The 16,968-nt window shown below is 56.6% G+C and carries 17 protein-coding genes; 9 read left to right on the forward strand and 8 right to left on the reverse strand.

Annotation, left to right across the window (positions count from 1 at the left end):
• Nucleotides 1-155: 155 nt before the first annotated feature.
• Nucleotides 156-344: an AlpA family transcriptional regulator gene (locus tag A9G06_RS21340; RefSeq protein WP_083243726.1), complete on the reverse strand. Its 189-nt coding sequence runs from the start codon at nucleotides 342-344 to the stop codon at nucleotides 156-158.
• Nucleotides 345-633: 289 nt separating this feature from the next.
• Here A9G06_RS21340 and A9G06_RS03910 point away from each other — a divergent pair, with 289 nt between their 5' ends.
• Complete coding sequence (locus A9G06_RS03910) at nucleotides 634-1,584, forward strand: hypothetical protein (RefSeq protein WP_069554340.1); 951 nt, start codon at nucleotides 634-636, stop codon at nucleotides 1,582-1,584.
• Between the two features lie 81 nt (nucleotides 1,585-1,665).
• Here the strand turns inward: A9G06_RS03910 and A9G06_RS03915 are convergent, their stop codons facing one another.
• Nucleotides 1,666-3,000 (reverse strand): site-specific integrase, encoded by a 1,335-nt coding sequence (locus tag A9G06_RS03915; protein WP_069554341.1) that lies wholly within the window; start codon nucleotides 2,998-3,000, stop codon nucleotides 1,666-1,668.
• Nucleotides 3,001-3,407: 407 nt separating this feature from the next.
• On the opposite strand from A9G06_RS03915, the gene A9G06_RS03920 reads away from it, so the two are divergent.
• The 4 genes from A9G06_RS03920 to A9G06_RS03935 all read left to right on the forward strand — a co-directional run bounded on the left by A9G06_RS03920 (nucleotide 3,408) and on the right by A9G06_RS03935 (nucleotide 9,255).
• A complete protein-coding gene (locus A9G06_RS03920) occupies nucleotides 3,408-4,292 on the forward strand; it encodes a DMT family transporter (protein WP_069554342.1) in 885 nt (294 codons plus the stop codon).
• Between the two features lie 105 nt (nucleotides 4,293-4,397).
• Nucleotides 4,398-6,335 (forward strand): methyl-accepting chemotaxis protein, encoded by a 1,938-nt coding sequence (locus A9G06_RS03925; protein ID WP_069554343.1) that lies wholly within the window; start codon nucleotides 4,398-4,400, stop codon nucleotides 6,333-6,335.
• A gap of 502 nt (nucleotides 6,336-6,837) precedes the next feature.
• Nucleotides 6,838-8,286, forward strand: a complete 1,449-nt coding sequence (locus A9G06_RS03930; protein ID WP_005338723.1) for an OprD family outer membrane porin — start codon at nucleotides 6,838-6,840, stop codon at nucleotides 8,284-8,286.
• Between the two features lie 141 nt (nucleotides 8,287-8,427).
• Nucleotides 8,428-9,255, forward strand: coding sequence for an SDR family oxidoreductase (locus A9G06_RS03935; protein ID WP_069554344.1), 828 nt, complete (start codon nucleotides 8,428-8,430; stop codon nucleotides 9,253-9,255).
• Between the two features lie 91 nt (nucleotides 9,256-9,346).
• On the opposite strand, the gene A9G06_RS03940 is transcribed toward A9G06_RS03935, so the two are convergent.
• Nucleotides 9,347-9,679: a DUF1904 family protein gene (locus A9G06_RS03940; protein WP_069554345.1), complete on the reverse strand. Its 333-nt coding sequence runs from the start codon at nucleotides 9,677-9,679 to the stop codon at nucleotides 9,347-9,349.
• Nucleotides 9,680-9,767: 88 nt separating this feature from the next.
• On the opposite strand from A9G06_RS03940, the gene A9G06_RS03945 reads away from it, so the two are divergent.
• From A9G06_RS03945 to A9G06_RS03960, 4 genes are all read left to right on the forward strand, one after another.
• Nucleotides 9,768-10,670 carry a TraB/GumN family protein gene (locus A9G06_RS03945; protein WP_069554346.1) on the forward strand — a complete coding sequence of 301 codons (903 nt, stop codon included), beginning with the start codon at nucleotides 9,768-9,770 and terminating at the stop codon, nucleotides 10,668-10,670.
• 121 nt (nucleotides 10,671-10,791) lie between these two features.
• Nucleotides 10,792-10,971 (forward strand): DUF3149 domain-containing protein, encoded by a 180-nt coding sequence (locus A9G06_RS03950; RefSeq protein ID WP_005338733.1) that lies wholly within the window; start codon nucleotides 10,792-10,794, stop codon nucleotides 10,969-10,971.
• A gap of 187 nt (nucleotides 10,972-11,158) precedes the next feature.
• Nucleotides 11,159-11,740 carry a DNA endonuclease SmrA gene (gene smrA, locus A9G06_RS03955; RefSeq protein ID WP_042080672.1) on the forward strand — a complete coding sequence of 194 codons (582 nt, stop codon included), beginning with the start codon at nucleotides 11,159-11,161 and terminating at the stop codon, nucleotides 11,738-11,740.
• Between the two features lie 138 nt (nucleotides 11,741-11,878).
• On the forward strand, nucleotides 11,879-13,357 hold the full coding sequence (locus A9G06_RS03960; protein ID WP_069554347.1) for a carboxypeptidase M32: 1,479 nt from the start codon (nucleotides 11,879-11,881) through the stop codon (nucleotides 13,355-13,357).
• Between the two features lie 135 nt (nucleotides 13,358-13,492).
• Here the strand turns inward: A9G06_RS03960 and A9G06_RS03965 are convergent, their stop codons facing one another.
• The 5 genes from A9G06_RS03965 to A9G06_RS03985 all read right to left on the reverse strand — a co-directional run bounded on the left by A9G06_RS03965 (nucleotide 13,493) and on the right by A9G06_RS03985 (nucleotide 16,967).
• Nucleotides 13,493-13,894, reverse strand: coding sequence for a VOC family protein (locus A9G06_RS03965; RefSeq protein WP_069554348.1), 402 nt, complete (start codon nucleotides 13,892-13,894; stop codon nucleotides 13,493-13,495).
• Nucleotides 13,895-13,988: 94 nt separating this feature from the next.
• Nucleotides 13,989-15,608 carry a hypothetical protein gene (locus tag A9G06_RS03970; protein WP_069554349.1) on the reverse strand — a complete coding sequence of 540 codons (1,620 nt, stop codon included), beginning with the start codon at nucleotides 15,606-15,608 and terminating at the stop codon, nucleotides 13,989-13,991.
• Complete coding sequence (locus tag A9G06_RS03975; RefSeq protein ID WP_069554350.1) at nucleotides 15,605-16,165, reverse strand: PilW family protein; 561 nt, start codon at nucleotides 16,163-16,165, stop codon at nucleotides 15,605-15,607. Before A9G06_RS03975 ends, A9G06_RS03970 begins: the two co-directional genes overlap by 4 nt.
• The gene (locus A9G06_RS03980; protein ID WP_005338749.1) at nucleotides 16,159-16,551 is read right to left on the reverse strand and encodes a prepilin-type N-terminal cleavage/methylation domain-containing protein; all 393 of its coding nucleotides are present in this window, start codon (nucleotides 16,549-16,551) and stop codon (nucleotides 16,159-16,161) included. The genes A9G06_RS03975 and A9G06_RS03980 overlap by 7 nt, the downstream gene beginning before the upstream one ends.
• Complete coding sequence (locus A9G06_RS03985) at nucleotides 16,548-16,967, reverse strand: GspH/FimT family pseudopilin (protein WP_005338751.1); 420 nt, start codon at nucleotides 16,965-16,967, stop codon at nucleotides 16,548-16,550. Before A9G06_RS03985 ends, A9G06_RS03980 begins: the two co-directional genes overlap by 4 nt.
• Nucleotide 16,968: the final 1 nt, after the last annotated feature.

Raw genomic sequence — 16,968 nt, forward strand, 5'->3', positions numbered from 1 at the left:
CGTATTGATGGGTATGTAACACAGAGTGTTATGTTGATAAGTATATTACATATACCGAATAGAGAGAGGTTCAAAACTCTCAGCATCTTCAGCACTTTTAACTTAAATGCTACGTAAATACCTTCTTTCATAGACGATAACATACTCTTGAGTTATTACATCGACACGAAGCTACTCAAGGACCTTTGTTCAATCCAAGCGACTACATCACTTAACCGCCACGCCACAGCTCTTGGCCCCAAAGAAATTTGAGGAGGGAATGCACCTTGCTTTATCAAGCGATAAATTGTGGCTTTGGATAACGTTGTCATTTCGGTAACGTCTTTCAGTTTAATGAGTCTCATGGCTTGCTCTCCCGCTATTGGTTCATAGCTGGAGCGACACCGTAATAGTTTACGTATGGAGCAGAGTTACAGCGCCAAGTAGCCTGCTTGATGGCCTTGCGCTAACCCCTTCTAGTGCAATCTATTCATACTAGGGCACTAGAAGGCTATGATAGCGATAATGGCTGGAATTAAGAGAGATTGTCACTACCTGAAAACCCGTGAAAACCATCACAAAAACCAACATTAAAGTACACATTGAACACTACATTGTAGTATTCATATTGTTTTTATACTTTGAGGTAATGGCATGGCTGTAAATGGTATAAGTCGCAATATCATCCCCAGAGACGATATATTCATCGATTATCTTTGGTATAGAACCTGCCAGGTTAACAACCACCCTATAATCAAGACACCTGAAAGATATGAATTAAACAAAAAACTTCAATACCTAGCCTTTACAGATCTTGCTAAGAAACACATGCAAGAAACTGATGTAAGGAATAAATCAGATTTAAATATTCAGCGATGGATTGATACTATCACTATCGAATTTAAACGAAACTGTTTTCAGCGAAATGACTTCCAGTGGCTTGAGGAAAATAAAAGACAAGTTTGCTATATATGGCGACTACTAAGCCATCTAACTTGGGAGGAAGATAGGAGTAATAACTCAAACGAACATATTCTGAACCACTCTATCCCAATCAATTTTGATGAAAGGAGTGTAAAATATCATGTTGGCATGCAGCATATTGATAACCACACTGTATCAAAGCTAGATATAATCCATTTCATCAACAGGCTTAACAGCGACAAAAGCGAAAAGAACATATTTGTTGAATATATCAGAAGCACCTCCAATGAGGCATTAAAACATAAAGAGATGACAAGTTGGTTTGCCAATGATAAAAAGCTAAAAACGGAGTGGCTCAGTGAATATCTAACGTCGAATCAATCTGGCTATACCCAGTTAACAATGCCTAGTTCTGTTAGCAGAATGAACGACCTAATATCATTCTTCGATATGCTATACATACTCAATGAGGACAGATATAAGTGGATGGTCATTAATATTAAAAGGGCTTGGAATCAGAGAACGTACAGGGAGAGAAATAAAACAAAAAAACAATACAGCATCAATATGAGCCATGACATCGGCGATATCCTGGACAAGCTTAGCTTGGCTAGAAATGAAAATAAGAATGCGATTGTTGAGGCACTTATCAGAGCTGAGTATAACAAACTACCAAGATGATATATATTACTTAGTAGCATCGCTTAATGCAGCCAGGTTATATTCAACCCTAGCTGCATATAAACCCGAGAGTACATATGGTTACTTTCGACCAAATTTCATTTTTATCACATTGTGAGATACCATATTTGACGCTGGGTCTTGCATAACCTCATCTGCCACTAGCCTCCCCCACTGAATCCATACAAGACGGGTTTTCTCAGTATGGCGTGAACGATGGTAAGTTCTAATCAGTTTATTAATAGGAGTGTGATTCAAGCAAAGCTCAATCACTCTTTCCTCAATATCTAGTCTTTCCGCCCAGTTAGTAGCCGCACTACGCCGTAAATCATGGACAGTAAATGGTTCCATATCAGCTAAACATCTTGCAATGAATCGTCTTAGCGCTCGTGTAATTGAGTCGACTAAAATTGGCTCTATTTCATCATTTTTTGGACGATCAGATTCGAATACGAAATCACCATTGGCATACTGCCCCTGTTCCTCAATTACTGATCTCGCTTGAGGAGAAATAAAGACAGTATGAGCTCTACCATTTTTGGTTTCAGGTATGGTCCATATATCATCCTTGATCTGTGAAAAACGCATATTAGCGACTTCGCCTCTACGACATCCGGTCAATATCAATAGCTTAATCGCATTCGCTGCGGGCAGAGAAATAGTGGCATGGCGAGAAACACCACGCCCTCCAGCCGCTAAGCTACCACCACTTCCAAGATCCTCGTCAATCGCCTTCCATAACCTGCGCAATTCGGGGACTGTCAGCCATCTCTCTCTTGGCGAACCGGCACTGGCACCAAAATCCTTGGGTCGCAACAGTCTCGCAGGGTTGGCTTCGATCAGGCAGTGAACCACCGCATAATCCAACATCTGGTTCAGCGTTCCCAACCCCTTACGGGTTTCGTCTTTTGTTGCTCGTCGGGTTATCTCTAATGCTTGTGCTAGGTGTGCACGAGTCAGATCGATTAAACGAATATTGCCGAGGGTCTTCTTAAGATGACGATTCCAACGCTCCTGATGGCATTGGAGAGTCTTTGGTTTGACGGCCTGGGCAACACGCTGTGCTTCAAGCCATCGCCCAAGTAACTCATCCATCGTCAGGGCGGTTTCATTTTTAGCCTTTTCACTAGCAACATGCTTGCGTGGATCTATCCCTTTCTTTACTAAGGCAGCCAGCTCTGCATGCTCAAGCCTGGCTCGTGCCAATGACAGCGCCGGGTAATTACCCAGAACAACTGTCGCCTGAGTACCAGCAATCCGATAACGATAGACAAATCGCTTGCTCTTCCCAGCCCTAACTTCAATGGCTAATCCACCGCCATGAGGAGATTTCACCGCATAGCGGGTAATCGAGGCCTCCCCTTGCAAAATCAATGAGGGGATCTCTCGATCCTGAGTTACCGGTTTTCTTGCCATAGCATTCTCTCCCCCCTGTTTGGGGTACCACTTGGGGTACCACAGCAAACATGATATAGGGTGAGACTTCATGAAACTAGCTGAAACCCACAACGAGAAAAATAAACATTAAAAACAATACGTTACAATCATTCCATCAACCTTATAAAACCTTCTGAAACACTGCCGACCTTGGCTCCTAAGGGACAGGCCACTGGTTCGACTCCAGTCGGGAGCGCCATACAAAACAAGGGGTTGGCATCATCACGATGCCAACCCCTTGGTCGTTTTTGGCGACAATGAATCCGACCATCCAACCGTAATGACCCTCTCCTTTCTGCGTTCAGAGCATGCGCTCTCTGATAGACTGCTTCTCTTCGGCTTGTCTTTGAGGCCAAGCCCTGTTTCATCTTGCAAAGGAGTGTTGGATGTCCGGATGTTCCTGGTGGGATAGATCCACCGGTTTTGCCTTGCTGACCATTGTGCTGTGGGCTTCACTGGCGGCGCTGACGTCACGGGTCACCAGCGTGTCACCACTGGTGCTGGTCGGGCTGGTGCTGTTTTTCTGCGGGGTCGGGGCCTTGCCGTTCTGGCGCCAGTGGCGTGCTCGCCCCATTACCTGGCTGGTAACGGTTACGGCATTGCTGCTCTACCATCTGCTGCTCTTTATGAGTTTTCGCCATGCCCCGGTGCTGGAGGCTAACCTCATCAACTACCTCTGGCCGCTCTGCATCATTCTGTTCACCCCGCTGTTGTTACCCGGCCATCCACTCCATGCCCGTCATCTGCTGGCTGGCGCCTTTGGTCTGGCGGGCTCCATGCTGGTGATGGTCAACGGCGAGCTGCAACTGCAGCAAGCATATTTGCCCGGCTATATGCTGGCGCTGGGTGCCGCCATCATCTGGGGGGCCTATTCGGTGCTATCACGCCGTCTGCCACCAGCCCCTGCCGTGGTCACTGCGGCAGCCTGCCTGCCCGCAGGTTTGCTGGCGCTGCTGCTTGCCCGTCTGCTGGAGGGGCCCCTGCCGCTCGCACAGATCCCCACCAGTGACTGGAGTCTCATCATCGGGCTGGCGCTGGGCCCTATGGGGGCGGCCTTTGTGACCTGGTATCTGGCGCTGCGCGATGGGGACCCACGCCGGATCGGTGCCCTTGCCTACCTGACACCACTGCTGAGTACCTTGCTGCTGGTGTTGCTCAATGGAGAAACGCTGACCTCGCGCCATCTGCTGGCCGGTGCACTTATTATGGGAGGCGCCCTGCTCGGTATGCTGGGCCAACGCAACAGAGCACTGGCATCCCCAGCCAGTTAAGTCGGTAAAATAGGGCCACCTGACCATGCTGTCATAAAAACGCCATCATCCCTGTTTAGGCTCGGGCCACGCTCCCCCATGGTCTGTGCTGACAGGAATTACCCCGTGAAAATCGCCCATTACGCCACCCTATCCTCCCTTGTTTTGTTACTGGTTGCGGGAGGACAGGCGCTGGCCCTCTACCACGGCTGGCAACAGCTTGCCCATACCAATCAGGCACAGCATCAGCACGAGACGCTGCAACAACTGGTGACAGTGACCCTGCAAAACAGCCTGCGTGACTACCTCAACAGCGGCGATCCGCAACAACTGACAGCTGCGGAGAAGATCCGCAAGCAAGCGCTCTCCTCGCTGGCCACTCAGGATGATGCCGTGGCGGCCCCGCTCAGGCAGCAACTCGAACTGATGGCGCAGCGCATCGCACACGACTATCAGGCCGCAGGCAAGCTCTCGGGCAACAGCCAACTGCTGCTGCAAAATGCGGAGAGTGAGCTGGGCAGCCAGGCCATGGCACTGATCCGCTATGGGGAGCAAGGCGCCAGCACGGAACAATCTGCCGCAGCACAGCAATATCGCCGCGGTGCAACCGAAATCCTGGCGGGCCTGCCGCGCCTCGCCCATTTGCGCCAAAGCTATATGGAACAGGGCAATGAGAAGCTGCTCGAAGGGATCAGCTTCGAGCTGGAGGCTCTACAAAAACAGGCGCAAGCGCTGCAAGCCTTGCCGCTGCTCGGCCTGTATGAAGAGGCGCCCGCCGATGAGTTCACGCTAGGGGAGCCAGTGCGAAAGGAGCTGGGAGATCAACCGCGCAGCGAATTACGCTCGCTGCTGGGCCGCTATCCACAGGAGCTGGCCAACAGCCGTGCGGCGCTGCAACAGCAACAGGCTGGCCGCCAGACCGTGCAGCAAGACATCATGGCGATGTTGCAAGCGACCAGACAGATGGGGGAACAACTTGCCCGCGAACGGCAAGCCGTCAATCAGGAGCTGGCCACCATCCTCGGCACGCTGGCGCTCTGTCTAGTGATAGTCGCCCTGCTGTTTGCGCTGGTGCAACGACGTTGGCTGCTCACCCCCTTGTTGCGACTGCGTGGAGCTTTTATGCAACTCGATCAGACGGGGCAGGCCGAGCCGTTGCCTACCGGGCGCGATCGCAACGAGCTGGCCGATATCGTTGCCAGCTACAACCGGCTGATCGGTCGCTTGCAGCAGGATCAACAACAGAAAGAGGGGCAGCTGTCTGCGGTATCCCTCAGTCTGCAAGGGATGGTCAGTCAGGTTGACGAGATCCACCACAGCACCCGCACCACCGAACAGGTGGTCGACGAGAGCGGTCAGATGATGGATGAGCTGAACCAGCTGGCCGGAGAGGTCCATCAGGTCGCCGCCGACATCGCCCAGCATGCCCACCATAACGAACAGGCGATGAGCCAGAGCGAAGATCTGGTGGGGAGCATGCTACACGCCACTCATCAGACCGGACTGGCGATTGACGAGAGCGATGAGGCGCTGCAAGCCCTCACCCGCTCGGTTGCCGATGTGACGGCCATTGTCGATGTGATCGGTCATATCGCTCAGCAAACCAACTTGCTGGCCCTCAACGCCGCCATCGAAGCGGCCCGCGCAGGGGAACAGGGACGAGGCTTTGCCGTGGTTGCCGATGAAGTGCGTCACCTCTCGGCCAATACCCAGCAATCCCTCAACCAGATCACCGATATTCTGGGACGTCTGACCCAATCCGGTGATCAGCTTGGCACTGTACTGAACCGAATCACCAGCGAATCAAGCCGCCAGCGGGCGCAGGCGGAACAACTGCGCCAGACCACCCAGGCAGTGCGGGAGATCGCCCGCAACACCGCAGTGATCGCCCTGCAGGGGGCCGACAACGCCAAAAGTCAGGAACACAAGCTGGCCAGTTTTGCCGATCTGATCACCCGTATCCATCAGCATGCCCGTCAGGTGAGTCAGCTCTCGGTGCAGGTCTCCTCCCATATCCACCATCAGGCGCAGCAGATCCCCCGCATCCTCGGCCAGCAAGGCTGACCCCTATTCGCCCCGTATCCTCACCAGATCACTTTCCCTCGACCAGAGGGAAAGTTTTTTTGTAGCACAAAATTATCTGTTATCGGCAGGTTAACTGACACCTCTTCCCCCGTACCGGATGAAAACCCGCACTGGCGCTGGCCGCGGCCTCAAGAAAACGCTCTCATCACCGTGATACCTGCCATGAGGCTGTTTACGACCTTGCCCATGATTATTTGCACTCGGTCATACTTTTGAAACGTTGAGGGAACTTTTCATTGATATTTCGCACCGCGAACGTACTCTTGGGGTTGTCCGATAGCCAAGAATCGGAACATAAAAAAACAACATGTGATGATCAGGACTGCCAACTACAGATGTGCCAAGACATCCGGGTTTGCAGGTAGCCAAGACAAGATTTTTTGCCCTTCGGGGTTTTGATTGCAATGCCAATACCGAGCGGTAGGCCCGATGCCAACTGCCGGAAAAAAAAGCTAAGTCCATAAAATCAGGAGCAATAAAAATGGAAAAAGTGATCTTCAAGCGCGCCGCTTTGAGTGCCGCTGTGGTAGCCGCTCTGGTCGCCCCCGGTATGGCGTTGGCAGCTCAGGACATGATGAGCCCGGAATACGGCCAGTCCTATGAAACCTTCGTGAAAGACTCCAAACTGACCGGCGGTCTGTTCTACTTCCAGCGTGATCGTCAGCGCATCGATGGTGACCCGACTGCAGCCAAGAAAGAAGGCAAATACCAGTCCAACCTGAGCCATTCCACCGTTCAAGCCGCTCTTAACTTCAACTCCGGTTATGCCTGGGACACAGTAGGTCTGGATCTGGGCGGCTTCGGTGCCTATGACCTGGCCGTTACCGAAAATCACCCGGTCAACCAGGAAAACGAATTCTCCTTCGCTGGCCGCTCTTGGGGCAACAACGCCAAAGATGGCTCCCCTGAAGGTGGTTTCAGCCTCTCCAACGCAGCGATGAAGCTGAAATTCCTGGACGGCGGCATCACTGCCAAGGGTGGTTATACCCAGCTGTATGTCCCTGGCCAAATCGGTGTTAACTGGTCTTATCAGCCGGGTACCTATCGTGGTGGTCAAGTTGAAGGTAACTTCGGTGGCCTCTACCTGACCTACGCCATCGCTGACGAGTACAAGGCCCCCTGGTACAAAGAGACTCAGGTCTTCTCCCGTGCCAAAGCGTGGATGGATCCGTTCGCTGATGAAAACGTCATCGACTACATCCACGGTATTGCAGCCCGTTACACCTTCGAAAATGGCACTGCTGTGACCGGCTCTTTCGGTCAGTCCGAAGGCTACATGGACAGCTACCACTTCAAACTGGCTCACAAGTTTGACGTACTGGGCGGCCTCTCCACCAGCTACCAGTTCTACGGTTCCGAGACCGAGACCTACACCAAGGGCGCTTCCCAGATCGAGACTTATGACGGTCTGGCATGGCAACAAGCTCTGACAGCTGCCTGGGGCATGGGCCCGTACGGCTTCCGTCTGGAAGGTCTGTGGACCAAGGCTGAAGGTGCGGAAGGCAACTACCTGCCCCGTCTGACCCGTGGCTACGCCAACTCCCAGGGTGCCAACGAAATTTGGTGGGACTCCCGCTCTGACTGGAACGCAAACAACGAGAAAGCACTGTTCTTCGGCGTGACCCGTTCTCTGGATGACCTGGTTGGTGCGCCTGGCTGGTCCGTCGGTGTATCCGGTGCTTACGGTTGGGATATCGAAACCGGTCAAGGCAAGAAAGCGGCCAACGGTGAAGATACCGAATGGGCAGCCAACTTCGATGTCACCTATACCGTGCAGGATGGCAAGCTGAAAGGCACCCTGTTCAAACTGCACTACACCGACTACAACAACGACATCAGCCAGGGCGGCGGTTGGACCGATTACCCCAACATCTTCGCCTCCGAGCACGACGTCAAGTTCCACATCATCATGCCGCTTACCTTCATGTAATCAGGCAATACGATGTCAGCAAACCGGGCCACTTGGCCCGGTTTTCTTTTTGCCGGTTGGCAGGCTAACATGCGAACCGGATAAGGGTTTTATCCGCTCACCAGCCCGCATGCTTCAATCAGCAGTCACAAGGACACCATCATGCCCCGTTTTGTTCTGATCACCGGTTGTTCCAGCGGTATTGGCCTCGCCGCCGCGCAAGCGCTCGGGCAGCACGGTTTTACCGTGATCGCCTCGGCGCGCAAGGCGGAAGATGTGGCCCGTCTGCAGCAACAGGGATTGCTGGCGGTACAGCTGGATCTGGCGGACCCTGCATCCATCGAACTGGGGGCCAGTGCGGCGCTCCATCTGGCAGGCGGGCGCCTCTATGGCCTGTTCAACAATGGCGCTTATGGCCAACCCGGGGCGCTGGAAGATCTGCCCACCGAGGCGCTCAGGGAGCAGTTCAATACCAACCTGTTTGGCTGGCACCATCTGATTCGTCAGGTGCTGCCGCCGATGCTGGAGGCCAAAGAGGGGCGGATAGTGCAGAACAGCTCGGTACTGGGGCTGGTTGCCATGAAGTATCGCGGCGCCTACAACGCCAGCAAATTTGCGCTGGAAGGATATAGCGATACCCTGCGCCTCGAACTGGCAGGCAGCGGGGTACATATCAGCCTGATTGAACCGGGCCCCATCGATACCCGTTTTCGTGCCAATGCCCGCAGCGCCTTCTTGCGCCACATCGATCCGGCCCAGAGCCGTCATCAGTCGGCCTACCGCCAGACCCTGACACGACTGGAAAAAGAGGGGGCCACCAGCAGCTTTACCCTCCCGAGCGAAGCCTGCATCCCTCCGCTGCTCCATGCGCTGACCCACGCCCATCCCAAGGCGCGCTATCCGGTGACCACTCCAACCCGGCTGTTTGCCTTCCTGCGACGGGTATTGCCCACTCGCTGGCTCGATAAACTGCTGGCCAAATCGGCCTGATCCCGTGATGGGCGACAAGCATCCTGCCGCCCAAGTGGCGTTAGCCGGGTAGCGGCGTCACCCGACCCGCCAACCTGGTTTGTCCCCCTCTTCAGTAGTGCTCACCGTTGCTGTAGTAGGCGCTCTTGACCAGAGGGATCACCTGCACCACCACATAGGTCTGCTCCCCCAGCATCCGTTTCAAATGGCGCGTGATAAGGCGCGCGGCGGCGTCCTGCATCTCCTGCGGCCGCTCGAACCAGTGCAGTTCGACAAACGGATAACCCGCCTCTGGCTCGCCATTGCGTATCCAGCAGCTATCAATCCGCTCCATGGTGACAAACTCCGGCTTGCCGCCGGTCAGCTCGCAAAGCTCGGCCAGCAGCGGGCCGCTCAACTGTTGCAGGGTATCGAGCGTCACGGCGCGAAAACGAAGATGGGGCATGGCAAACCTCTTGGTTATCTGAAATGAGGACTTATCATAGGAGTTATTGTCAGCAAGAGAAGTCACCCGGCGCATATTAAGGATCCCCATGAGATTTCATCGCACCCTCTTTGCCTTCCTGCTCTGCCTGCTGCTACCGCTGCACGCCTTTGCCGATCCCGCCTTCTATCGGGTGAGCAAGGGCAACCAGCAACACTGGCTGCTGGGCTCCATCCATGCGGGCAAACCAGCCCTCTATCCTCTGCCCGAGCCAGTGGAGCGTGCCTGGCTGCAGAGTCACGCACTGGTGATGGAGGTGGACATGAACAGCATCACGCCGGATCAGTGGCAACAGACCGGCTCCCTCACCCGACTGGTGGATGGCAAGCCGCTCAAGGATCATCTGCCTGCCCAGCTCTATCAACGCACCCTGATGGCAGGTGCCCGCTATGGCATCGACGAGGCTACCCTCGCCACCCTGCGCCCCTGGTTTGCCGCCATTACCCTGACCCAGGCCGCCATGGCCCGCTCCGACTTCAAGAGTGAACTCGGGATAGACCAGCACTTTGCCACCCGGGCCGCCAAAGAGGGCAAGCCGGTAGTGGGCTTTGAAACCCTGCTGGAGCAGCTCGGTTATCTGGCCAGCGTGGGTGACAACCAGACCCTGATGCTCGCCAGCACCCTGGATGAGCTACCGATGCTGGAGAGTGGTTTCGCCGCCGTGATGAAGGCGTGGCAGCAGGGGGATGAGGCGACGCTGATCAATCTGCTCAAGGAGGAGATGGCCCCGCCCGCACTACAAAGCTGGATGGAGCAGACCCTGCTGGCCGAGCGCAACCACAACTGGCTGAAAAAATGGTACACCCTGCCCAACGAGAGCTTTATCGTGGTAGGCGCCCTGCACCTTTACGGCGAACAGGGGTTGCTGGCGTTGCTGGAGCAGCAAGGGTGGCGCATTACCCCGCTCACCACACTGGGCCCTGTGCAGGCTCGGTCGCAAGGAGTCCAGTGAGAACGATCACAGATCACACTGGTTATTAAACAACCTGCAAGGGAGTTGATCGGGATCATCCCGGACAGGGCAAAGAGGTATTTATCATGCCTGTCATCAACCGGGTGACAGGAGCAATAAAATGGACTTTTGGCTGGACCTGATGTTTGGCAACAGCGTGGGATTGATGTCGATGCTGGTGATTATCGGCACCTTCTTGCTCATCAGCTCTTACGCGGCCTACTTCATCTACAAGGTGATGCACTCGCAACCGCCTCATTCACAGCAACCCCATTCTCAACAACCCAAAGAGGGCAAATAATCCTCTGACCACAGGCGGCAGTTCACACTGACCGCCTGTGCTGTTTTATGGTTCGCGACTGTGATTCCCGGGCCAAGCTGCACTGGTATCCATGCTGGGCCTCCCTTATCCCCTGCCCCTTTCCCCGTTTTCTGTGCCGGTTGCGACCGTTATAATGACCCCCACTTTTTCTTATGGGGAGCCTGCCGTGTCTCATAACGACGAACTCTCGCTATTCATGAATGAAGTGGCCGACGTGCGGCCCATTCGCAGCGACAACATCCATCCCCATGCGGCCAAATCCGCCCCGACCGAGGCGCAGCTCGCTCGCCGCCAGGCTGCCACTGCCGAACAACTCGCCCTCGACCACCTCACCATGGAGGCCATCGAGATGCTAGATCCGCACGAAATCGTCGGCTTCAAGCGTGATGGGGTGCAGGAGGGGGTCTACAAGAAGCTGCGGCTCGGCAAATACGAGCTGCAGGCCAGCCTGGACTTGCACCAGAAAACCCTCAACGAAGCGCGCCAGACGCTGGTGCAGTTCATTGCGGATTGTGAAGTCCGGGATATCCGCTGCCTGCTGATCCTGCACGGCAAGGGGGAGCGCAGCACCCCGCGTGCCCTGCTGAAAAGCTATGTGAGCGCCTGGTTGCCGCAACTGCCCGCCGTCATGGCGATCCACAGCGCCGAGCGTCGCCACGGCGGCAGCGGTGCGCTCTATGTGCTGCTGCGCAAAAGCGAACGCAAAAAAGCGGAAAACCGCGAACGGCACCAGAAGCGGCTCGGCTAATCCGCCTCTCGCCACCACACATTTGGCCCGCCTGCATGATGGTGGTCAACGATGCTGCGGCGGTGTTAGCATCGAACGGCCCCGAGCATGCCAGGTACGGGGCGGCATACCATCAGGGACGATAACAAGGACAATCCCATGTCATATCAAAAGCTTGAACAACATCAGCAGCAGATCCACCGCTTTAGCCACCTCGCCGCCATCTGCGGCTGGGATCAGGCGGCCATGATGCCGGAAGGGGGCAACGATGCCCGCGCCGAAGCGATGGCCGAACTCGGTCTGCTGATCCACCAGAAGCGCACCGCTCCCGAGCTGGGCGACTGGATTGCCAGGGCCGAGAGCGAGCCGCTGGATGAGGTGCAACGGGCCAACCTCGGCGAGATCAAGCGCCAGTGGCAAGATGCCAGCCTGCTGCCCGGTGAGCTGGTCGAAGCGCTGTCTCTGGCCGGCAGCAAGTGCGAGCACGCCTGGCGCAGCCAGCGCAAGAACAACGACTGGGCCGGTTTTGCCCCCAATCTCGAGGAGGTGGTGAAACTCTCCCGTGAAGTGGCGCAGTTGCGGGCCGATGCGCTTGGCGTACGCCCCTACGACGCCATGCTGGCGCTCTATGAGCCGGGCATGACCAGCGCACGGCTCGATCAGATCTTCGGCGATCTCGCCAGCTGGCTGCCGAACCTTATTCAGATGGTGAGCGAACAGCAGAAGGGCGATGCCCTGCTGCTGCCGCAAGGCCCCTTCCCCATCCCGACCCAACAGGCGCTCGGTCAGGAGGTAATGGGGCTGCTCGGCTTTGATTTCGCCCACGGCCGCCTCGATGTGAGCAGTCACCCCTTCTGTGGCGGCGTGCCGACCGACGTGCGGATCACCACCCGCTATAACGAGCAGGAGTTTGTCTCCAGCCTGATGGGCATAGTGCACGAAACCGGTCACGCCCGTTACGAGCAGGGGCTGCCGCGTCATCTGCTGGGTCAGCCCGTAGCCGAAGCGCGCTCCATGGCGATCCACGAGAGCCAGAGCCTGTTTTGCGAGATGCAGCTGGGGCATCATCCGGCCTTCCTCGCGCTGCTGGCACCACGCATTCGTCACCACTTCGGCGAGCAGGCGGCGTTTGCGCCGGACAATCTGGCCAAGCTCTACAGCCGGGTCGAGCCGGGCTTTATCCGGGTCGATGCGGACGAGGTGACCTATCCGGCCCACGTTATTCTGCGCTACGAGCTGGAGCGCGATCTGGTGGAAGGAAAGATCGAGGTGGCCGACATCCCCGAGCTGTGGGATGCCAAGATGCAGCAGTGGCTGGGGCTCTCCACCAAGGGCAACTACCGCAATGGCTGCATGCAGGATATTCACTGGACCGACGGCTCGTTCGGCTACTTCCCGAGTTACACCCTGGGTGCCATGTATGCCGCCCAGCTGCGCTTTGCACTCGAGAAAGAGCTGGGCTGCATGGGTGAGGTGATCGCAGCGGGCCGTCTGCCGGAGATCTTCGGCTGGCTCGGGCGCCACATCTGGTCACAGGGGAGCCTGCACAGCACCGACGAGCTGGTGCGCCGCGCCACCGGTGAAGCGCTCAACCCGCACTGGCTGCGCCGGCATCTGGAACAGCGCTACCTGAAGTAATGAGCGCAGTAAGCTAACAGCAGAACGGGGCCCTTTTTAGTTAACCACTACAGGGCCCCGTTTTTATGGCGGTTCATTTTTATGGCGGTGCATGGCACAGCACGCCGTCACGACAATGCTGTAAAAATAGGGAGTTCAGAGGAGGTCCGGGGAACCCAGCAACTCGCGCAGTTGCAGGATATTGCCCTCCGGGTCGAAGGCGTTGCGCACCACAAAGCCGGGCCCCGTCCACTGTTGTGGCAGCAAACCGCCGCCGAGATCCGCCGCCTTCGCTTCTGCCCAGGCGAGGCTGGAGACGGTGAAGAACAGCTTGATGGCCCCCTCTTCCCGCAATTCCGGCGGCCGCTTGATAACAATTTGCCCGGCATAAGGCTCGGGAATGGCGTGGATCAGCAGCTGGATATCGCTGTTTTCCAGTACCACCAACTGCTCATCCTGACTACAGACCACCATCTGCAGCAATGTACGGTAAAAGTGGGTCAGCAGGCCCGGATCCTTGGCATAGATCAGGGCACCGGCGCGAGCGGGGCCTGGCATGGAGCACTCCTCAATAGTGAACTGCTGGGTGGACAGATCTCCACCTTCTCACAGTTGCGCGCCTCGTTCGATTCTTTTTAGCGGCTCACCAGCCTCACTGCACAAAGTGCCACTGCCGCAGTGCCAACGTCGGAGGCGGCCCCTGATCGTCCCCCAGATCTGCCATGCCCAGCGCCTCGTCGTAGTGCACACCACCCGCGCCACTCTCGGTCAAGTGTTTTGCCCGCACAGCCCCGTACAGACCGCCACTTCCGCTGATCTTCATCTCGGTTAGCGGGGCATAGAGGGCGGCATAGAGCGGGGTATTGCCCGACAGCTTGATCCCATCCTTGCCGCTATACGCGGAATAGATGGATATAGCGGGCGTACCGCCAGCAGTCAACCCCTGCTTGGCTGCCGTCACCTCGGCACCGGCCCCGAGATCAACCTTGCCGCTGACGATCAGGGTCAGGCTGCTCCCCTCGCTCACCGTCAACTTGTTGCTGCCAGTCATGGTGAAATCCTTGTCGATCAGCAGCACCACATCCCCCTTGATGGTGAGTGTGGCATCGGCCCCCATATTGAGACTGTCGAGCTGATAAATGGTCTGATCCTTGCCAAACAGCTCCCCCTTGCCGGGTAGCGGCAGCCCGGGCTTGTGCTGGTTGCTGCTGGTTACCGAGCCAGTGGCGGGATCCGTGGTCAGCACCATCTGCTGGGTGGCGCCCAGCGTCAGCGGCCCATTGATGGGCAGTGTGGCAGGGGGAAACGATTTGGGCAGCGCGGCCACATTGAGCGGGTCACACACCTGCCCGGCAACAGGCGGTAGTTTGGGATGAGTGCGGTATTGGGGATCCAGATACTTCTGGTTCGCCTGATCGTTAAAACTGCCCGCACCGCCATAACTGAGTTTGCCGCTGTCGATGCTAGTGCCCCAATCCATGGAGACATTACCGTTGACCGCAACCTGACCACCGATGCGCCCCCCTTTCAGGGTCAAACTGCCGCCCCCTTTCACATTGCCGGAGACCCGGACAATCTTGTCCGAAGAGGGGGAGATAATGACGTCGCTCCCGGCATTCACGTTGCCGGAGATGGGAGAAGATCCGTTCAGGGTCACTGAGCCGGTCGCCCGTACATCGCCCCAAATTGGCGAATTGCCGTCGAGCACTACATTGGCCTTGTCGCTAACGGTCGCCACCTTGGCATTCTGGTTAATGTTGGTGCCGCCATATTTGCCCTTGCGCGAGTCATAGCTGTCGATAAAACCGCTACCGGAGAGGCTTAGCCCTTCGCATGCCACTACCGAATCCTGAAAGATGAGATTGCCGGGCTCGCGCTTAAGGGCAAACAGCGCGTTGAGACTGGCATTGCCCTCCAGATAACGGCCATGGCTCTGCAACGCCAGCTTGCTGCCGGCGGAGGCATCCAGCTGATCGATACTGAAGCGGCTGCCCGCCATGGCTCCTTCGCCATTGCTTGGCACCTTCTGCACCAGTTGCTCCCACTCTATCCGCGGTTCGGCGCCAAGCGCCTGATGCAGTGCACGATAACTCTCGTTCATCCCCTGCTCGGCACTGAGCTGCGCATTGATCTTCTTGTGAAAATTGCCGCTCAGGCGAGCCTGCAACTGGTTCTCCTGAATGCTGGTAAACACCAGCAGGCTCGACAGCAGGCTCACCACCAGCACCACCAGCAGTACGGCTCCCCGCTGCCCCTGCAATCCTTTGTTCATCCCGCTCCCCCTGCTGTGGCGTTGGCTCCGGATGTGGCCAGCGCTTCCGCCCAGACCGCCTTGCGGCGGGCCACCTGCACCTCTACTCCCGGTGCCAGATAGCTCGGCAGCCCTTCGGGCAAGATGCGGATATTGACCAGTGCACCCTGCTGGCCGAATTCAAGATCCTGAAGATGGGCCAGCAACAGGCGCGGACCATCTCCGTCATCGCAACTGAGCACCGGCGGTGTGAAGCGGTACTGCTCGGTAAAATCGGCGGTTTTCTGGTTGCCAAGGCAGGAGAGCACCTGACTGCCCCCCTCTACCTTGAAGGCCAGCGTCAGGCGATCAGGGGTCACGGCTATCAGCTGATCCGCCTGCTTGATGCTGTTGGTAAAGGTGAGAGTGGCAAAGCGCAGCACTTCGTTCGCCTGCTCCAGCGCCTTGCTCTGCTCGACCGTGCTCTTGATCGGGGCGTAACCGGCAAAAATCGCCAGCATCAGCATCAGACCGAGCACCATGGAGATCATCAGCTCGACAAGACTGACACCTCGTTGCCGGGAGGGGACGCTCAGCATAAAGGCGGAAATCCTGCGTTCAGCTCCACCCGCTTGGCGCCGGAGACCCGCTCATCCTGCCACTCGATAGCGACCACAAAGTTGTCGCTATAACGGTTCGGTAGCACCAGCCGGTGGCCATCCTGCAGGGTGAAGCGGGCAAGAAAATCGGCTTGGGTGAACCGCTCGGGCTTGCGCTGCACTTCACACAGCGAACTCCAGATCTGCTCCACGCTGTTGCTCGCCTCGATCGTGGCCAGCGTGCTCTGCAAGCTGTAATGCGCCTGCTGCAACGAGACCACCTGCCCCTTGGCGAGACCGAGAAACACCATCACCGCCAACACCATGGAGACCATGATCTCCACCAGATTGAAGCCTTGCTGGCGGGCAAGTGCGGCGTATCTCATGAGCAGCTCCCCTGCAGCAGCTGGCCGCTCGGGGCCACGCAGAGCACCCGCTGCTCACCGAGGCGATTGGCCAGAATGATCTCGGCGTGGCTGCTGCTGCCGGTTGGCGCGATCTGGATGGGGTCAAACGGCTTGATCACCACTCCGCCTGCAGGTGCTGCCGCCTGACGCAGCAACTTGCTGTCAGCCATCACCTCCCAGCCACCGTTCTCGGTGCCCTGCAGTACCACCGGCAGGGTCAGCTTGACCGCTTCGCTGCGGGCAAAGCGGTAGGCTGACGCGAGTTCGGTCGCACTGCGATCGAGCCGTTCGGCCGCGAGGCGCTGACTCATGGAGGGCAACCCGACCAATAGCAAGATGGCGGCGATGCCGACCGTGATCATCAACTCAATCAGAGTAAATCCGCGCACATTCATC

Origin of the sequence: Aeromonas sp. DNP9 (genome assembly GCF_001728955.1) — a bacterium.
Lineage (GTDB): Bacteria > Pseudomonadota > Gammaproteobacteria > Enterobacterales > Aeromonadaceae > Aeromonas > Aeromonas veronii.

What these genes read in the sequence shown, in the direction of transcription:
- A9G06_RS21340 (WP_083243726.1), bottom strand. Translation starts at nt 344, where the DNA reads ATGAGACTCATTAAACTGAAAGACGTTACCGAAATGACAACGTTATCC.
- A9G06_RS03910 (WP_069554340.1), top strand. Translation starts at nt 634, where the DNA reads ATGGCTGTAAATGGTATAAGTCGCAATATCATCCCCAGAGACGATATA.
- A9G06_RS03915 (WP_069554341.1), bottom strand. Translation starts at nt 3,000, where the DNA reads ATGGCAAGAAAACCGGTAACTCAGGATCGAGAGATCCCCTCATTGATT.
- A9G06_RS03920 (WP_069554342.1), top strand. Translation starts at nt 3,408, where the DNA reads ATGTCCGGATGTTCCTGGTGGGATAGATCCACCGGTTTTGCCTTGCTG.
- A9G06_RS03930 (WP_005338723.1), top strand. Translation starts at nt 6,838, where the DNA reads ATGGAAAAAGTGATCTTCAAGCGCGCCGCTTTGAGTGCCGCTGTGGTA.
- A9G06_RS03935 (WP_069554344.1), top strand. Translation starts at nt 8,428, where the DNA reads ATGCCCCGTTTTGTTCTGATCACCGGTTGTTCCAGCGGTATTGGCCTC.
- A9G06_RS03940 (WP_069554345.1), bottom strand. Translation starts at nt 9,679, where the DNA reads ATGCCCCATCTTCGTTTTCGCGCCGTGACGCTCGATACCCTGCAACAG.
- A9G06_RS03945 (WP_069554346.1), top strand. Translation starts at nt 9,768, where the DNA reads ATGAGATTTCATCGCACCCTCTTTGCCTTCCTGCTCTGCCTGCTGCTA.
- A9G06_RS03950 (WP_005338733.1), top strand. Translation starts at nt 10,792, where the DNA reads ATGGACTTTTGGCTGGACCTGATGTTTGGCAACAGCGTGGGATTGATG.
- A9G06_RS03960 (WP_069554347.1), top strand. Translation starts at nt 11,879, where the DNA reads ATGTCATATCAAAAGCTTGAACAACATCAGCAGCAGATCCACCGCTTT.
- A9G06_RS03965 (WP_069554348.1), bottom strand. Translation starts at nt 13,894, where the DNA reads ATGCCAGGCCCCGCTCGCGCCGGTGCCCTGATCTATGCCAAGGATCCG.
- A9G06_RS03970 (WP_069554349.1), bottom strand. Translation starts at nt 15,608, where the DNA reads ATGAACAAAGGATTGCAGGGGCAGCGGGGAGCCGTACTGCTGGTGGTG.
- A9G06_RS03975 (WP_069554350.1), bottom strand. Translation starts at nt 16,165, where the DNA reads ATGCTGAGCGTCCCCTCCCGGCAACGAGGTGTCAGTCTTGTCGAGCTG.
- A9G06_RS03980 (WP_005338749.1), bottom strand. Translation starts at nt 16,551, where the DNA reads ATGAGATACGCCGCACTTGCCCGCCAGCAAGGCTTCAATCTGGTGGAG.
- A9G06_RS03985 (WP_005338751.1), bottom strand. Translation starts at nt 16,967, where the DNA reads ATGAATGTGCGCGGATTTACTCTGATTGAGTTGATGATCACGGTCGGC.